Raw genomic sequence first — 17,540 nt, 5'->3', positions numbered from 1 at the left:
CCTAAGGCAAAAAATATTTTAAATTCCCTGCTTGATAAATTAGAGCATCAACATATTAAATGCAGTTCGATAACAAAATTTTTTAATGAGTAAAAGGTGTATCATATGAGTAATTTAAAAAGAGGCATTAGTCAGTTTATTTTTATGGGAAGATGGTTACAACTTCCATTATATTTAGGTCTTATTTTAATCTTGGCTGTATATGTTTATCGTTTTGTGTATGAATTGTTTCATTTAATAACTCATCTTAACAGTTTTGATGATACTCTCATCATGTTAGGGGTACTGGATCTTATTGATGTTGTCATGATCGCTAATCTCCTGATTATGGTTGTCATGGGAGGATATGAAACTTTTGTCTCTCACCTCGCATTAGACTCACATCCCGATCAGCCCGAATGGCTTGATCATCTCGATGCAGGTGCTATGAAAATAAAGCTAGCTCTTTCATTAATTGGCATTTCATCCATTCATTTATTAAGAACATTTATTGATCCCAACAAACTCAGCAATTTTTCGGTAATGTGGCAAGTCATTATTCATTTAACTCTCCTCATTTCTGCTTTAGCAATTGCTTTAACGAATAAAATGCTTGTGCAAAGTAAAACACATTAAAATATTTACTTCTAGGTCTAGGAGAACGTGTTTACAATTCGTCCATACGGACGAATTGAGTATCTTCAACTTGAGTTATTAAAATAAAAGATAAATTTCTTTACCCTATAGTGATTTATTAATAATCACTTAATGTATTTTTGTTATTATATGCTCTTTTAGATTACATGAGCTAAGTATGTGGTATTTAGAAATAATGCATAATTTATTGGATAAACTGCCAATTAAAAAAAGAAAAGATGGGGAATTATTTTTAAACGAACTCTTTTTATGCATTAATAAGGTGGAAGCAAAACCTGAAATGGAGTTTTTCTTAGGACTTATTGACAAAGCATTTTCAAAATTTGGGGATAAGGAACCTAATTCTGTCACATTAACTGAATTTTCAAGACATCTTTTCGGACTCACTCTCCTTTATATTAAATCAAGTAACGATCTGGGCATTTGGAGCTCAGATTTTATTCCCACTTTAGATAAAATTGCAAAATTTTTAGATATAGGTGGAGAAAAAAAATCATGGATTAAGTTTCTCAATCAATTAGAAAGGGATACTTTTGCAAGTTTAAATCACAAAGTTGATATTAACTTTGATCAATTAAGGATAATTCTAAAAAAATACAGCACATTAAAAACTGCTCAAGCTTTTATTGATGCGTGTAACAAATTAAATCATATGGATACTTCTCCTGGATTTAAGATGTTAGTGCAAGATGTAAACAAAATATTAACGAGTGCGGAAGTTAAGGATACCCATACGATTGATTCTTTGCTCAACTTTTCTCTGCTAACCAATAAAAGTAAATCTCATCGATTAGACATATTTAAATCAATTACAGATTCCTATGTTCCATCACCTAACGATGACACTTATTCTAAGCCTCAATAGTTTTTTTATTGAATGTTCGCCTTTATTCATTGAATGAATAGAGGCTGAATATTTTTATTATCTGTTGTGTGAGGGATTAGGCATGTTTGAGTTGGAAGGACTTTGTTCCGGTGTGTTTGCTTTTATTTCATTCTTTAGCTTTTTTTGATCAGGAATATGATGCAGTGTTTTTCCAATTACACCGGTTCCATAAGTTATTTTTGCAGCATTGTTTGTGCCAGAAATAAGCGAATTAACAATAGGTAAAGAAGAACTTAACACAGCATTATACCCACCCGCTAGGACTGAAGTAGCTAATAGTGTCATTACTATTTTTTCCCGACTATTGGGCGGTATTTTATATTTCAAATAATTTTCTGCACTGTTACAAATAGAAATGGTTGAGCCTGCAAGACCACAAACGGCAGCGCTAGCACCAAAAACAATAGCGCCAGCTGCTGCAGGAGGAAATATAGGCGTTATAATTACAGCACCAACAGCAAGCACACCACTAGTTATACTACCGATTCCTAGACCTAGTTGCGTAATTTTACGTATTTTCTGAGTTTTTGTTTCACCACCCGTTGGTAATGTAAAACTAAGATGATTTTTGTGTTCAAAGCACCCTACGGCTGAGTCAATTTCACTGTTTATTTTTTCTACATACTTATTTATTAAACATTGATTTTTGGCAAGTTCATCAAGATTTTCTTTTATTTCTTTATAAAGATCAGCAACATTACCTCGTAATCTACCGGCATCTTTAGTTGTATATCTATCTAAGGCACCATTAGTCAAAAAGTCGAGGGAGTATTGTTTAAAAGCATCTCTTAACTGATTAACACAATGAAGCGATCGATAATGCTCTAATTGAAAAAGTAACAGCTGATTTGAGAGCCTGACGTTACTACAGCGCTGCCTGTAATAAAAAAATCATTCCCTTTGAGTACTTCATAAGGATGAAAATGGAGTTCCTGGTTTATTATCCTTATAACCATTAATGATAACTTTCGTATTGCCATATCCTCAATACAGCACTTTAGCTCGTTCAGAGCCCTAAGGCTCTGCCAACTCTAGTAAGTATTAACCCTTTAAAAACTAAAAAGTCCCTATTTAAAATTACGAAACAGGACTTGAAAGTTCAGGTACCTTTTCTTTGGATTCTTGATCACGTAATTCTTGAAGCATCTGTCTGGTTTTGTCATAAAAGGCTTGCGTTGTTTCTCCTCTTTTATTAAAGAAACCATGATCTTTTCTATCTGCTGATGCAGCAATTTTATTCTGTACTACAGTTAATGCATTGCTCCAAGTTGTATGTCCTTTTTGAGCTTTTTCAATTTCTTTTAAAATTTCATACATTCCTTTAGGTATAATATTACGAGCACCTGTGTTTTCATCACGGATTCTTACTCCGCCAAAATAGCCAAGCTCCCACTTATTATCCACAATAAGATGTTGAAGAACCTGTAAGGTTTGTCTTGCAGCAGTATCTTTTGGTTTCATATCAATTGAGTTTGAAGGCAACTCTTTTTCTTTTAATAATTCTAACTGATCCTTCGTAACCTTGGAGAGGTGAAATAATTGGTGCGTTAATAATTGCTTTTTAAAATCACATTTTTCTTTATTGCTTGCACTCGACTTTTCTACACTGTTATAAATATCTTTTGCAGGTATCGTCATAAAAAGTGTTTCATAAAGATATGCATTATCCTCTACAGAGTTAATTTGAGCTCTTCTTGGTGCAAAAACAAATTTATACTGACTCGCTTTAGCCGGTTTTTCATACCCTCTATTATCATCAATTAAAATAACATCTTGGGGTTTTAATTCATATTTATTCTTATATTTTTCCAATATCTCATTCTTTGAGCTGTTAGAATCTAAGCCAACAAGTTCTCCACCTATTTCTTTAGCAATATCCTCTTTGAGATAAGATCGGTTTTTTCCGAAAAAATGATTAAGTCCATTATACATGGCTTCTTTAACCGGTTTATAACGTTCATCTAACATGTGAATTCTCTGGGAGCCAATCACTGGTTGAATCCCATTTTTAGATAAAATTTCCAATGTTAATTTTAAATAAGAGAGGTTGCTTACAAAAAAATCTGTTTGATCGCTACTATTAGGAAAGTGTTGTTTTCTATCTTTTCCTGGCAAAAAATTATACTCATTGCAGTGCTCGCCATTGTCGCCACCACCACAATGGTGATTTATTGGTCCATCAATATCGAATACAACAATTTTCTTTGGTTTTGTCATCACTTTTCTCCTAACCACAGTATTTATCCATAATTTAATCAATTAACCCAATAATAATCCAATCGATAATTTTTATGTGTGATATAAAAGATTCAAATAATGTAATATTTTCATAAAATTAATGGATGTTTTTGGCTCCTCGCTCCCAACTTTCATTATGTGATGGACTAATTGGATGGTTAGTATTGCCGATGAGAACGCGTTCAATTTAATTTATATGAGTTTTGGAGGATAATGATCATTTTTATGAGCTATAAAAATCGAGGAGATTATTGATGATTCTTGATCATGTTGGAATTACCGTTTCTAATTACGAACAATCAAAAAAATTCTATAGCCATGTTTTAGAACCGTTAGGCATTACTTTAATCAAAGAACAAAATCAGTGGGCGGGATTTGGCAAACAAGGTAAGCCTGAATTCTGGTTTGGCGAAGGGAAAAAGAGTGATTATTTTAGCCATATTACTTTTGTTGCAGAAAATAAAAAAGCTGTGGAACAGTTTTACACTATAGCTTTGCAACAAGGGGCAACATGTAATGGCGAACCTAAATATAGAACCCATTATTACCCTCATTATTATGGCGCCTTTATCATTGATCCAGATGGTCATTATATAGGAGCTATTATGCACCCTAAAATGTCGCAATAAGTTAAGTAATTGCCCCATCAAGAAGCTCTGTAAAAGCAATAAGCATTATGTGGTTTAACGAATTTGATTTAATAAAGCATTCATGAATAGAACCTCTTCTCACACGAAACTCACATTACTTAGACTCATCGATACACTTTTGAATTCTAAGAACCATTATTTCAGTTGAAATAACCATTTTGATCTTATATTGTTGCTCCTGAATCTAACATGAATTAGGGAGTTTTCATGAAAAACCATCTTGGAGTATTTAGATTAAGTGACTATCAGGTTCTTGATTATTTAGTAAAACATGTTGATTTAGAAATTGATCTTTCTAAAAAACCTGTACAATCAAAAGCTTGTTTGACTATTGAACCAAATCCAAAATCACAATCCCACTCCATTAATTTAGCATTAGACGGTGAGAATATGACCTTGGAATCAATTGCTCTTAATGGGAAAATACTCTCTCCTGAAGCATATGAGATTACAAAAGATTCTTTAATTATCAGAAATATTCCTCAAGGAAAAACGTTTAGACTTGAAACAACAACCCGTTTAGGCGAAAACACTGATTTATTCGGTTTGTATGAAACGGAAGGAACAATTCTTGTTAAAGCTGAAACTGAAGGTCTCCGACGTGTCTTATACTGCCACGATCGCCCCGATAATTTAGCCACATATAAAACAACCATTATTGCTAAAAAGAAAGATTATCCAGTATTACTCTCTAACGGAACACTGATAGAGCAAAAAGACCAAAATGATGGGCTCCATTCAGTGACTTGGTTGGATATGACTCCTAAACCCAGTTATCTTTTTGCTTTAGTTGCAGGAAAACTGCAAAAATCGGTAACTTATTTTAAGACTCGTTCTAATCGTGAGTTGCCTATTGAATTTTACGTGCCTCCTACTGCTACTGCAAAGTGTGATTTTGCTAAAGAGACCTTAAAAGAAGCGATGCGCTGGGAAGAAAACACTTTTAATTTAGAATGTGATTTACCTCAACATATGGTTGCAGGTGTTGATAAATATGCTTCAGGAGCGTCAGAACCTACTGGATTAAATCTGTTTAATACTGCAAATTTATTCGCAACCCCCGAAACACGTACTGATAATGATATTTTACGCGTATTAGAAGTTGTGGCCCATGAATATTTTCATTATTGGTCAGGAGATCGCGTTACAATTCGTGACTGGTTTAACTTACCCTTTAAAGAGGGGCTAACGACATTTAGAGCGGCCATGTTGCGTGAGCATTTGTTTGGTACGGATTTAATCCGTATTCTTGACGGGAAAAATCTTGATGAACGCGCCCCACGTCAAGACACATATACTAATGTGAGAAGCCTCTATACTCCTGCCGCCTATGAAAAAAGCGCTGATATTTTTCGCATGATGATGCTTTCTTTGGGCGAAAAAGATTTTTATGCCGGCATGACTCAATTTTTAAAAGAAAATGATGGTGGAGCGGTTACCTTAGAAAATGTATTAGATTCATTAAGCACATACACCGGAAAAGACATGCATCCTTTTTTAAAGTGGTTTACTGAATCAGGCATCCCACACGTAGCTGTTACTGACACATATAATGCAGAAACAAAACGATATTCTTTAAAATTTAAAATTAAAGAAAGCAAAGATCGACCAATACCTATTGTGATAGGATTGCTCGATAGTGATGGTGCAGAAATTCTAAGTGATACTCTAATTACGGTGGATAACCCTGAGATGGAGTTTCATTTTGATAATATTGATTCTCACCCTACCCCATCTTTATTACGCAGTTTTTCAGCTCCTGTTTCACTTGAGTTTACTTACAGCACTGAACAATTATTGTTATTAATGCAACATGATACAAATACCTATAATCGGTGTGAAGCAGCAAAAAGATTGATTATACGAATGGTGAATGATTATTGTTTGGGTAAGTCAATTGTATTTGAACCTCAATTTTTTCAGGTATACCGTAATTTGCTCAAAGAGAGCACTCACTCCTTAAATTATTGGTTACTGGCTGAACTTATAGCCATCCCCTCAGAAGAAATTTTATTTGCCGAATTACAAAATCAGGATTTTGAAAAAATCACGCAAGCTCGTCAATTAATACAAAACCAACTTGCAACAGAATTGAAAGAAGACTTACTGCACGTGCAAAAAAATCTGGACAAGTTACCTATACCTGAGAACTCACCGTTTATCTCATTCGATATTTTCGCCGCAGGTCTACGCCGCTTAAAACATGTATCTCATGATTATCTACTTTCCGTGCAACCAGAGAAAACAGAGCAAGCATTAATTGAACAATTTAATGATTCACTAGGTAAAAATATGACAGATTGCATGTCTGCATTAAATTTATTGCTTCAGTACAACAGCAGTAAATCAGATGTGCTTCTCGAGCGCTATTATCATTATTGGCAAGAGGATGTAAGTGCAGTTAATTACTGGTTTAATGTTCAAGCAGCAGCACATACAAAAAACGTAGTACAACATGTTACTCAATTGATGTTACATCCTGCTTTTGATTTATCCAATCCTAATAAAATCAATGCATTATTGGGTGCATTTATTAAAAATCCATATGGTTTTCATGCTTCATCAGGTGAAGGTTACCGATTAATTGTTGATGTTATTTTACAATTAGAAAAAATAAATCCCACATTAGCTGCTAATTTGACAGAAAAATTTAATAGTTGGGATAAATATGATGAGAAACGACAAAAATTAATGCTCAGCCAATTAGAGTTTCTTAATACCCACGCCATAACTCCTGATGTGAGAAACATGGCAAAAAAGGGTCTAGATAAGAAGGGCAAGCTCGATCCCCCCGTTTCCCTAAAACAATTTTTTTTTAGCCCCTCTTCTTTAGTTGACTTGCCCACCGAGGAAGAAAAAAAACTTATTTATATCATTGAAAAACAGTCTATCAGCTAGTTTGCAATGGAACTGAGTTTAGATGAAAACAAAATTCACTAACCTTGGTTCCATCAGAAAAAATAGATTTCTCCAACTCACTGCCGTAAGAAATGCGCAAAGAGAAACGGAGCTTTATTCCATTACAAAAACAATTAAATAAGAAATTTGCTGAAAGCCACAAAATATCTTACTCTCAAAATAGGGATAAGCATCTAGGAAATAGGAATGACTCGCAGCCAACTTATCACGACAGCTATGGCAGGATTGATCATAGGTATTGATAATATTATTTCTATAATTGCTTTTTCCTCAATTATTTATCAAGGTATTTTAAGCAATTATGTTCCAATGATAATCAATTTATTTATCCTATCATTGATTATCATTGGAACAAATAGTTTATTACGTTCGAAAATTAATTATGCAATTGCCCAATTTCAAGATGAAGCAGCCATTTTATATGCCACTTTAGCAATTATTATTTATCAAAGCTTACCTATAGGAGCAAGTACGGAAGTTATTTTTACGACTACACTTATAACAATAGGATGTACCACTTTTATTGTCGGACTTATTTTTTATTTAGTGGGTAAATTCGAGCTTGGCAATATCATTCGTTACCTGCCCTATCCTGTTATTTGCGGATTTTTTGCAGCCACAGGGCGGTTAATTTTCTCAGCAAATTTAAATTTACTCGTGGGCCACCCAATAGATTACCATCACTGGGCTCTATGGTTTTCTCCTGAAATACTGATACATTGGCTTCCTGCACTTATAGCTGCATTTCTTATCTTTTTTTTAAAAATGAAATTCAAATACCCCTATATTTTGCAAGGCATTTTTTTTCTATTAATTATTTTATTTTATATTGTCTTACATGCAATGAATATTACAATTGCGGAGGCAGGCACCCGCGGTTTTATGCTTGTGTCATTTAATAATATTTCAACATCACAATCATTAGATTTTCATTTGAGTTCATTTCATTTTTTCTTTTCATTAGATTTATTAAATTGCATAGGACTAATCATTTTACTGAGCTTTATTGCACTATTGCTCAACGTAAGTAGTTTAGAGTTTGTTACAGAAACATCGATTGATTTGAACCAAGAATTGAAAATTACTGGCCAAGCGAATATGGCTAGTGGATTATTAGGAGGAATTATTGGTTATCTTTCAGTGACCGCAACCACTTTCGTTAAAGAACAAGGAAAAAGTAAAATCACAGGATTTATTGCTCTTATCCCAGCTATTATTGTATTCTTTTTGGGTACACACGCTGTAGCGTTTCTACCCAAATTAATTATAGGAGCTTATTTATTTTATATTGCTATTAGCTTTTTATACGATTGGCTGATTAAAGCATGGAAAGTAGTGAGTGCCTCTGAATACTCAATTATTTTGCTTATCGTTGCCGCCTCTATCTTTTTTAATATCATTGTTGCAGTAGGGTTAGGCATTGTTATTTCTACTATTCTTTTTGCCTTTCGTTACAGCATGGTAAATCCTATTAAACACCAATTTTCAGGTGCTGTCTTTCACTCATCATTTATGAGGAAACCCGATTTAGATAAAATATTAATGCAGCATAGAGATGAAATTCAGTATCTTAAATTACAAGGATTTCTATTTTTTGGTTCGGTTTACAACATTAATAAAACAATAGAGAAATTATCTAATATTCATTACATTATTTTAGATTTTGAATTAACCACCAATATAGATTCTTCCTTAGTCATCTTATTTAAAAACTTAAAACAATTGTCCTTAAAAAATGAAGTAACTTTTGTCTTCTGTTCCATGAATGACACTATGCATGCAAGCATCATTAATCTCTCAAATTTAGAAAAAGATACGAATTGGTTGAAATTTTTTAAAGATCGTGAACAAGCTTTCCAATGGTGTGAAAATCAATTAATTGGTAAATACCCACATCTTCATCTACAAGAGTTAAACCTTGAAAACCAATTATCAGATATTGGATTTTCATCAGAGCTGATAAAAATTATTAAAGAAAATATCCAACCAAATTACTATGAAGAAAATGCTATTATTTGCAAAGAGGGAGAAAAAACTTCGAATGTATTACTTGTCCATCGCGGACAAGTTAATGTGTATGTTGGACGTAAATTAATACTTACCGTTGACTCAGGAAACATTTTAGGCGAAATCGCTATGTATACTAATAAAAAAAGAAGCGCCACTTTAATCGCATCTCAAACAACCATCATTTATGAAATAGACATTGAGTTCATTCAAAAATTATCAGCAACCACTCCTCAGTTAATAGCGCAATTTCATGAGTGTATGGCAAAAATTTTATCAAATAGAATCATTGCTCAAAATAAGCGCATGAAAGTATTTGACAAATTTTAGTGTATTTTAAATAGTACCCTTGTATAAACGATTTTCGCTTGAACCCACTGGAAGCAACTGCAAGTCTTCTTTTATATCTTGTACACTATATTTTATGTTTCTATCTGTTTTGGACACCTGGATCTTATGTTTTATATTTTCATCGCTAGTGAACAAATGGTTCGTCGCATATGAAAGACAAATACCTTGTGCTCGAGTGTTGTAGGCTTTTTGTATAGTCTCCAGCAATCCCTTACTTTCCTCAGTGAGTGTGATTTCAAGTTTTTTAATTAAATCACTAAGCATCGGTAGCGAGCCACCAATATTTTTTAATATTATCTCATGAGCAATTTCTTCATCTTTTCTTTGTCGAATCTCATCATAAACGCTCAAAATTTTCATCAAAAGACAACCGGATTGTTTCTTCAAAATAGGTTTTTCATTATTGCTTATTATATTAAAAAACTTAGCAAATATCCCGGACTGCTTGCTCACCACAGGATGATTTGCCAATACGTTGTTCCCCATTATATTAAAAATCTGGTTTGCAATATATTGAGCCAAAAACTCTGAGCTTAGAGTATTTCGCGAATCACCATCAAAATGTTTATTAAATTTCCTCATATCATTGTATGTAAATGCCATGATTAACCTCTACTTAAATATTTAATTGACCAAGACTATAAAAACCCTGAGAGGCGCATATTTTAAACAACTATGATTAAGGCAAGATTAAAGCAACATGACCCTTTCAATAACTTTGCTGATATCGTTGAATGGCATAAATGATCAGGATAATTAAATTTCATCCAGGAACTCATCAAAATTATATTTCTTAAGTAGATTCCCCAAAACCATGATAATAATTTCTAATTATTTAATTCTGAAGAAGTAAAAAAGTAAACCAGGCATCAAGGCTCAATTTGTAACGGAATCCTAAGCAGCAATTTGAACATTGCTGCTTAAACATAATGCTAGTGACAATATTAATCGCATTAAAACTCTTTTGTTATTTTATTCATGATCTGGATGTACTACAAAAATACCTGGGGCATTGCGAAGATATTCGTTGTAATCCATGCCATAACCAAATATATAATGATCTTCAACCTCTAAACCGACAAAATCAGCTTTTGGTAGCCCATTTGCTACGCGCTTACGATATTTGTCTACTAAAACAGCACTATATACTTTTGCTGCACCTAAAGCCTTTATTTCAGAAATAATTGTTGCCAAAGTAACACCTCCATCAAGAATATCATCAACAACAAGAACTGTACGTCCTTTTAAATTCTCTGATGGCCTTACTTTCCAAACTATTTCATTGCCAATTAACCCACCTCGATAACGAGTCGCATGTACATAATCTACTTCTAAAGGAAAATCTAAACGTGGCAATAAATTACCTAAAAGAACCAAGCCTCCTACCATAACACAAACAAGAACTGGATTTTCAGCTTGTAATTCTTTGTGAATATTAATCGCCATTCGATCAAGCGCTGCCTCAACCTCATTTGTCGTATACAAACAAGTTGATTTCTCATAAACATCTTTGATTTTATCTGGAATAGTCATTGTAAATCTCCTAGGCAAAATTGGTTCTCGCTAAATATTGATTAATCTTTTATTTTCCCTGTTCCGGGAAAAGGGCTAACTTTATTGCCATAGCCTGGATTATCTTTGACTTTGGCTGTTCCTTGTTTTGTTACTTCATCGATACGGTAAATAGAATGCATGGGAATAAATGTTCGTTTTACACCATTAAATTCAATTTTTAATCGCTCTTCAGAAGGATCAACAACCAATGATGTTTGCTCACCAAATACGAGTTCTTCAACTTCGAGAAACCCAAACATATCACTTTCCTTTACAGATCGCGCATAAATTTCATAAATTGCATCTTGATTAGCAAAAGTGATTTTGAATATTGTTTTCTTATTCATAAAACTAACCTTATCTTATGAGAATGCGAAGTATACAAAAACACTGGTACTCTGTTCAAATTAAATTAACTCAGGTACAGGATAAAATGATACGTTACCTCCAGCAACCATGGCTTTAGAGAACTACTACTCTTTAAATGATTAAGATTCTGATGCAGTTAGATCAATTACAAATGCAGATTTCAAATTAAATCGGCTGTAATGGCACTTCATAATCTTTTATTGATTTAGTCATTGATTGTATCTGTAGTGATGGTTCGATGAGTTGATATTTTTGTGCAATATAACAATAAAATCCCGATGGACATGGCCAAAGCATTTTACCTATTTCATCTAAAAAAGTGAGTTTTTTAATGAGTGCAGGATTACTTACTGGAGGAATATAGCAAAAACTACTTAGGAAGTATTGTCGATAACCTCTTTGCAAAAACACTCTATTAAGATTAAAAGGAGTACGCATTTTAATTTTTGAGTCGCTATAACAATGAAGCAACCCCATTTTCATGGCACCACCCCATAAGCTCCAAGGGTTAATACCTAATAAAATGACAAAGCCCATGGGGCTAAGTACGCGATCAATTTCATCAATAAGACTAAAACTGCTTCCAAAAGGCTCTAATGTAAGTGGCGCAATAATACAATCTATACTATTGCGTTCTAAAGGAAGTTGATTTAAAGCACATTCTATTTGAGTCTTTTTGTTGGCCAAATAAAAAGGAGAAGCAATCCATTTATGCATGTAATTAAATTTTTTTAACCAAGGATTATCGCCACAATTTCCTAATTGCAATAATGTCCTACCATATGAATACTCCATTGTAGAATCCAGATTAACCAAAAACTCATGGGCAGTAAAATGCCCCAAAGGCGAATGGAACCATTTATTCAGGGCGCGATATTGTTTTATTTGACGTTCAATCAACAAAATAATGCCTTTTAAAATAGTTAATCCTGAATTAAACTACAATACAACGAGTTTTAGGCGCATACAATCAATTTTCTTTATCTCCAACTTTGCAAGAAACCTATTATTGATTCAAATAGATTCACATCATTGGAAAGCGAGAATGAATTGTTAATGCATCTAAGTTCGTCGCATTTTTGGATAAAAAATTTAGGATGAATTTTTTTCATAACTCTTTTCTTCTCAAATAAAATGAATCACCTAGTATTGATTAAATATTAGTGCATTTTATTAAATGTACTAATTATAGTTAATATTATTATAAAGCTAATTGGAATTTATGTTAGGAAGCGATGAATTTAAATTATATGGTATAGGACAACTTGTTGTCCTAGAGAAACTTTTAGAAAAATCTAAGGCCATAGAGTTTTATAAGTTTGCCAATGCTGAAAAAATTTCTTTAGTTCAATATCTTGTTAGAAACAATATATTATCTGCAACCCAAATTGCCCGCACCGCATCACAAAATTTTGGCGTACCCATGCTGGATCTTGATTGTATTGATGTAGAAACACTCCCTACAAGTTTAGTGAATGAAACATTAATTCGTCGTCATTCGATGCTTCCATTATTTTGTCGAGGCAATCATTTATATTTAGCTACTGACGATCCAAGCAAACAAACCTCACTGAAAGAGATCCAATTTCAAACTGGACTTAATACTTATGCAATCGTAGTAGAAGCAGATAAGCTTAATGTTCTAATTGATCATTTACTCACCACTAAAGAAAACCAATGTTTATCCGACTTTGAGATGGATGGACTCATTATTAATGAAGAAGGGCATGATCTCAATGCCCCCATCTCGATAACAGAGGATGCTCCAATCGTTAAATTTGTCAATAAGATTCTTCTTGATGCCGTTAAACAAGGAGCTTCTGATATTCATTTTGAGCCCTATGATAAAGAATATCGTATACGGTATCGTCAAGATGGGATTTTACATGAAATAGCAACTCCACCTGCAAGACTGGCAGCCAGAATTACTGCCCGTATCAAAATTATGTCTTGCTTAGATATTTCTGAAAGACGGATTCCACAAGATGGTAATTTTAAAATGAAATTATCTAAAACACAAACCATCGATTTTCGTGTTAGCACCTGCCCTACTATTGCTGGTGAAAAAGTAGTAACCCGTATTCTTGATCCAGACTCTGTCAAATTAGGTATTGAAGCTTTAGGTTTTAATCCGCTGCAAAAAGATTATTTTATCCATTCAATTCGACGCCCTCAAGGCATGATTTTAGTTACCGGACCTACCGGAAGCGGCAAAACCGTCACGTTGTATTCCGCATTAAATATACTTAATACTAAGCAAGTAAATATCTCCACTGCTGAGGATCCTGTAGAAATTAAAATGCCTGGCATTAATCAGGTTAATATTAATCCTAAAGCAGGATTAACATTCTCTAATGCCCTACGATCTTTTTTGCGTCAAGACCCTGACATCATTATGGTAGGAGAGATACGTGACTTGGAAACAGCAGAAATAGCAGTTAAAGCATCACAAACAGGACATCTAGTCCTTTCAACCTTACATACGAATAGTGCTTCTGAAACACTAAATCGTTTAGTGAATATGGGTGTTCCCACATTTAATATCACCAGCTCCATCACCCTCATTATTGCGCAGCGTCTGGCTCGTAAATTATGTGAACATTGTAAAATTTTAAGAGATGATTTCACTAAATCTGGGTTACTCGAATTAGGCTTTACAGAAGCAGACATACAAGAAATCAAGCTATACAAAGCAATAGGTTGTAACAAATGTACTAGTGGATACCGAGGAAGAATTGGATTATTTGAAGTATTACCTATGACTAAAACTATAGGTCAGTTAATCATGTCAGGAGGCAATGCTCTTGATATTCTAAAAGTGGCGCAAGACGAAGGCATGCTCACTATTTACCAATCTGGACTTGAAAAGATAAAACATGGGATGACAACGATAGAGGAGGTCAATCGGGTAACCGTTGATTAACTAGATAAAAAAATGAAAAAAAATGCAAATACCACTTTAACTTTTCATTATATAGGAATTAATAAAGCCTCTCAAAAAATCAATGGAGATATTGAAGCTAGAAGCCTTGCATTAGCTAAAGTAGAACTACGTAGACAAGAGATTATTATTAGCAAAATTGTCAAAAAACGTGGTCCCTTTTTCAAACGAAAAAGCAGAAAAGTTAAATCTTCAGACATTGCTGTGTTTAGCCGTCAATTAGCTACAATGATAGAATCAGGTATCCCTTTAGTTCACTCTTTTGATATTGTTGCAAAAGGGCAAACTAACAACAAACGTCTCAAAGAGCTAATTGAACACATTAAACACGATGTGGAAACAGGATTAACACTTTCTGAAAGCTTAAAAAAGCATCCCGCGCATTTTAATGATTTATTTTGCAATATAGTTGACGCTGGCGAAAAATCAGGTTCTCTCGACATCATGTTGAATAAGATCGCTACTTATAAAGAGAAAATAGAAACCATCAAAAAGAAAATCAAAAAAGCATTAACCTACCCTATAGCAGTAATCGTTATAGCTCTTATGGTTACTTCAGGATTACTGATTTTTGTGGTACCTCAGTTTGAAGCCTTATTTAAAAGTTTTGGCGCAGATTTGCCTATGATGACAAAAGCTGTAGTAAACCTTTCTAATTTTTTCCAATCCTATTGGTATCTTATTTTTGGATCATTAATTGGGGCTGTTTACGCTTTTATTTATGCAATAAAACATTCTCCACAATTTGCTCAAAATGTAGATAGAACTCTATTAAAAATACCTATAATCGGCTCCATTATTGAAAAAGCTGCGATTGCTCGTTTTGCAAGAACATTGTCAATTACTTTCGCTGCAGGATTGCCTCTGGTTGAAGCACTTAAATCAGTAGCAGGGGCAACAGGAAACATTATTTTTTCTAATGCAACAAATAAAATCAGAGAAGAAGTTTCTACGGGACAACAAATGAATACGGCCATGGAAAATACTCAATTATTTCCAAATATGGTAGTTCAAATGGTTGCCATAGGCGAAGAATCAGGTGCATTGGAAAGAATGCTAAGTAAAGTTGCTGATTTTTATGAAGAAGATGTTGATAATAGTGTAGACTCACTTAGTAGTTTACTAGAACCTATAATTATGACTATTTTAGGAGTTCTAGTGGGAGGTCTTGTAGTTTCAATGTATTTGCCAATTTTTAAATTAGGTGCTGCAATATAAGAGTTTCTCATCAATAACCTAGGTACTGCAAAGCGAGTCCTAGAGATTTTGTATTACTTTTCTGGGTATTTCTTCACTGAAAACCCAGGCTTAATTTTAGGTAGGACTGTTCGATGGTATATGATTTAATCACTCATAATACATGGTTGATGTATCTTTTAGTCGCGTTATTTTCAGTTGCTGTAGGTAGCTTGCTTAACGTGATTATATACCGCTTGCCTATAATGCTCGAAATCGAGTGGAGGCAGCAATATAATGAGTTAATGGGTATTGAAGAAAACAAACAAGAAAAGATTAATTTATTTTTTCCCAGGTCATTTTGCCCTTCCTGTAAAGCAATGGTTAAAGCATGGCAAAACATTCCCATTTTAAGTTACATTTTTTTACGCAGATGTTGCCATCAATGCAAAAGCCCTATTCCAATCCGTTATCCTCTAATTGAATTAGGTACCATGCTTCTCTCCCTATATGCAAGTTGGCATTTTGGATTTACTGCACACTTGCTTTTTGTATTAATAGCTATATGGATTTTAATTTGTTTAATTTTTATTGACTTAGATCATCAAATATTACCCGATTGCCTTACTTTAAGCTTATTGTGGTTGGGATTAGTTGCCAATACTGCAAACTTGTTTACACCTCTACCTCAAGCGGTGCTGAGTGCAGCAATCGCATATATTGGAATGTGGCTATTTATAAAACTATTCTATTTATTTACTGGTAAAATAGGCATGGGGAATGGTGATTTTAAATTATTTGCTGCGTTTGGCGCTTGGTTAGGTTGGATATACTTACCTTTAATTCTACTTCTTTCCTCAATTAGTGGTACAATTATTGGTCTCTTATATTTGTATTCAAAAGGTAAAACAAAAGAAACAGCCATTCCCTTTGGTCCTTTTTTATGTATAAGCGGATTAATATGCTTATTTTGGGGAAAATATATAGTGAACTGGTATTTACATTTTTGGATGTAAAATGACTGAGAGGAGTCATTAATGCCTTATCAAGTTATTCTGTTTGATTTAGATGATACTTTAATCGATTTTTCTCATTCGGAACGAATGGGATTAATAAGTATTTACAATCAATTTTATACGTCGGTAGAATACACTGTTTTTGAACATTTATATAAGGAAATCAACACTCAGCTATGGCAACAAGTAGGTAGTTCGCTGAACTCTAGTGATGTGAGATTATTGCGTTTTACACATCTAAACCAAAAACTTTCATGCCCCACCCCTATCGAAGAAATAGCCAGTGAATATGAAAAAAATCTTTGCGCCCATGCCTGTTGGCTGCCTCATGTAAAAGCTGCTATTGAATTTTTACATCAAAAAGGCCATTTTTTAGGTATTATTACAAATGGCTTTACGGAAACACAAGAGCAAAAGCACCAACAACTTGAGTTATCGAATTGGTTTGATTGTTATATTATTTCTAGTGAGATTGGTGTTGCTAAGCCTAATATAAAAATTTTTGAAATTGCCGTAGCAGAAATGATTAGCAAGCGGCAGTATTGCATTGAAAAACACTCAATGTTAATGGTTGGCGATTCAATAATAAGTGATGGCCATGGAGCAAAGAATTTCGGAATTGATTTCTGTTTTATTAATAATCATTCATTGGATGTTTTACCTTCTGACCCCCCTATCAAATACAATATTAACTCTGTTGCTCATTTACCCATATGTATGGGCTATAAAGCTGAATATGAGATTTTTGTAGAGACATATAAATCGATGACGGTAATTCATGAAGCTTAATGAAAGAA

15 protein-coding genes are annotated in these 17,540 nt (G+C 33.7%); 9 read left to right on the top strand and 6 right to left on the bottom strand.

All coding sequences use genetic code 11. The features are described from left to right. Positions 1-105 precede the first annotated feature (105 nt). The gene (locus DYH34_RS08590; protein WP_058463488.1) at positions 106-615 is read left to right on the top strand and encodes a TIGR00645 family protein; all 510 of its coding nucleotides are present in this window, start codon (positions 106-108) and stop codon (positions 613-615) included. Positions 616-793: 178 nt separating this feature from the next. Continuing rightward, a complete protein-coding gene (locus DYH34_RS08585; protein WP_058463489.1) occupies positions 794-1,501 on the top strand; it encodes a hypothetical protein in 708 nt (235 codons plus the stop codon). Between the two features lie 57 nt (positions 1,502-1,558). Here the strand turns inward: DYH34_RS08585 and DYH34_RS08580 are convergent, their stop codons facing one another. Both DYH34_RS08580 and DYH34_RS08575 read right to left on the bottom strand, forming a co-directional pair. Then, positions 1,559-2,278, bottom strand: a complete 720-nt coding sequence (locus DYH34_RS08580) for a hypothetical protein (RefSeq protein WP_238589415.1) — start codon at positions 2,276-2,278, stop codon at positions 1,559-1,561. A 321-nt stretch (positions 2,279-2,599) separates the two neighbouring features. Continuing rightward, positions 2,600-3,637, bottom strand: a complete 1,038-nt coding sequence (locus tag DYH34_RS08575) for a hypothetical protein (RefSeq protein ID WP_131775155.1) — start codon at positions 3,635-3,637, stop codon at positions 2,600-2,602. Positions 3,638-4,014: 377 nt separating this feature from the next. On the opposite strand from DYH34_RS08575, the gene DYH34_RS08570 reads away from it, so the two are divergent. The 3 genes from DYH34_RS08570 (at position 4,015) to DYH34_RS08560 (ending at position 9,666) form a co-directional block, all read left to right on the top strand. After that, on the top strand, positions 4,015-4,389 hold the full coding sequence (locus DYH34_RS08570; protein ID WP_058463491.1) for a VOC family protein: 375 nt from the start codon (positions 4,015-4,017) through the stop codon (positions 4,387-4,389). 228 nt (positions 4,390-4,617) lie between these two features. After that, entirely contained in the window at positions 4,618-7,308 is a 2,691-nt protein-coding gene (pepN, locus tag DYH34_RS08565) for an aminopeptidase N (protein ID WP_058463492.1), read from the top strand. 207 nt (positions 7,309-7,515) lie between these two features. Beyond that, positions 7,516-9,666, top strand: a complete 2,151-nt coding sequence (locus tag DYH34_RS08560) for a SulP family inorganic anion transporter (RefSeq protein WP_058463493.1) — start codon at positions 7,516-7,518, stop codon at positions 9,664-9,666. 6 nt (positions 9,667-9,672) lie between these two features. Here DYH34_RS08560 and DYH34_RS08555 read toward each other — a convergent pair whose 3' ends face one another. From DYH34_RS08555 to DYH34_RS08540, 4 genes are all read right to left on the bottom strand, one after another. Beyond that, positions 9,673-10,290 carry a hypothetical protein gene (locus DYH34_RS08555; protein WP_058463494.1) on the bottom strand — a complete coding sequence of 206 codons (618 nt, stop codon included), beginning with the start codon at positions 10,288-10,290 and terminating at the stop codon, positions 9,673-9,675. Between the two features lie 369 nt (positions 10,291-10,659). After that, entirely contained in the window at positions 10,660-11,220 is a 561-nt protein-coding gene (locus DYH34_RS08550; protein WP_058463495.1) for a hypoxanthine-guanine phosphoribosyltransferase, read from the bottom strand. Between the two features lie 41 nt (positions 11,221-11,261). Then, on the bottom strand, positions 11,262-11,588 hold the full coding sequence (locus DYH34_RS08545; RefSeq protein ID WP_058463496.1) for a DUF1820 family protein: 327 nt from the start codon (positions 11,586-11,588) through the stop codon (positions 11,262-11,264). Between the two features lie 187 nt (positions 11,589-11,775). Then, complete coding sequence (locus DYH34_RS08540; protein WP_058463497.1) at positions 11,776-12,513, bottom strand: methyltransferase domain-containing protein; 738 nt, start codon at positions 12,511-12,513, stop codon at positions 11,776-11,778. 319 nt (positions 12,514-12,832) lie between these two features. On the opposite strand from DYH34_RS08540, the gene pilB reads away from it, so the two are divergent. The 4 genes from pilB to DYH34_RS08520 all read left to right on the top strand — a co-directional run bounded on the left by pilB (position 12,833) and on the right by DYH34_RS08520 (position 17,532). After that, positions 12,833-14,533: a type IV-A pilus assembly ATPase PilB gene (pilB, locus tag DYH34_RS08535; protein WP_058463498.1), complete on the top strand. Its 1,701-nt coding sequence runs from the start codon at positions 12,833-12,835 to the stop codon at positions 14,531-14,533. 12 nt (positions 14,534-14,545) lie between these two features. Next, on the top strand, positions 14,546-15,769 hold the full coding sequence (locus DYH34_RS08530) for a type II secretion system F family protein (protein ID WP_058463499.1): 1,224 nt from the start codon (positions 14,546-14,548) through the stop codon (positions 15,767-15,769). 113 nt (positions 15,770-15,882) lie between these two features. After that, entirely contained in the window at positions 15,883-16,743 is an 861-nt protein-coding gene (locus DYH34_RS08525; protein ID WP_058463500.1) for a prepilin peptidase, read from the top strand. A gap of 21 nt (positions 16,744-16,764) precedes the next feature. Further along, positions 16,765-17,532, top strand: a complete 768-nt coding sequence (locus DYH34_RS08520) for an HAD-IA family hydrolase (protein ID WP_058463501.1) — start codon at positions 16,765-16,767, stop codon at positions 17,530-17,532. Positions 17,533-17,540: the final 8 nt, after the last annotated feature.

The organism is Legionella cincinnatiensis, from assembly GCF_900452415.1.
GTDB classification, from domain to species: Bacteria; Pseudomonadota; Gammaproteobacteria; order Legionellales; family Legionellaceae; genus Legionella; species Legionella cincinnatiensis.
The sequence above is the reverse complement of the archived record's forward strand: the minus strand, read 5'-3'. Positions and strand labels throughout refer to the sequence as shown.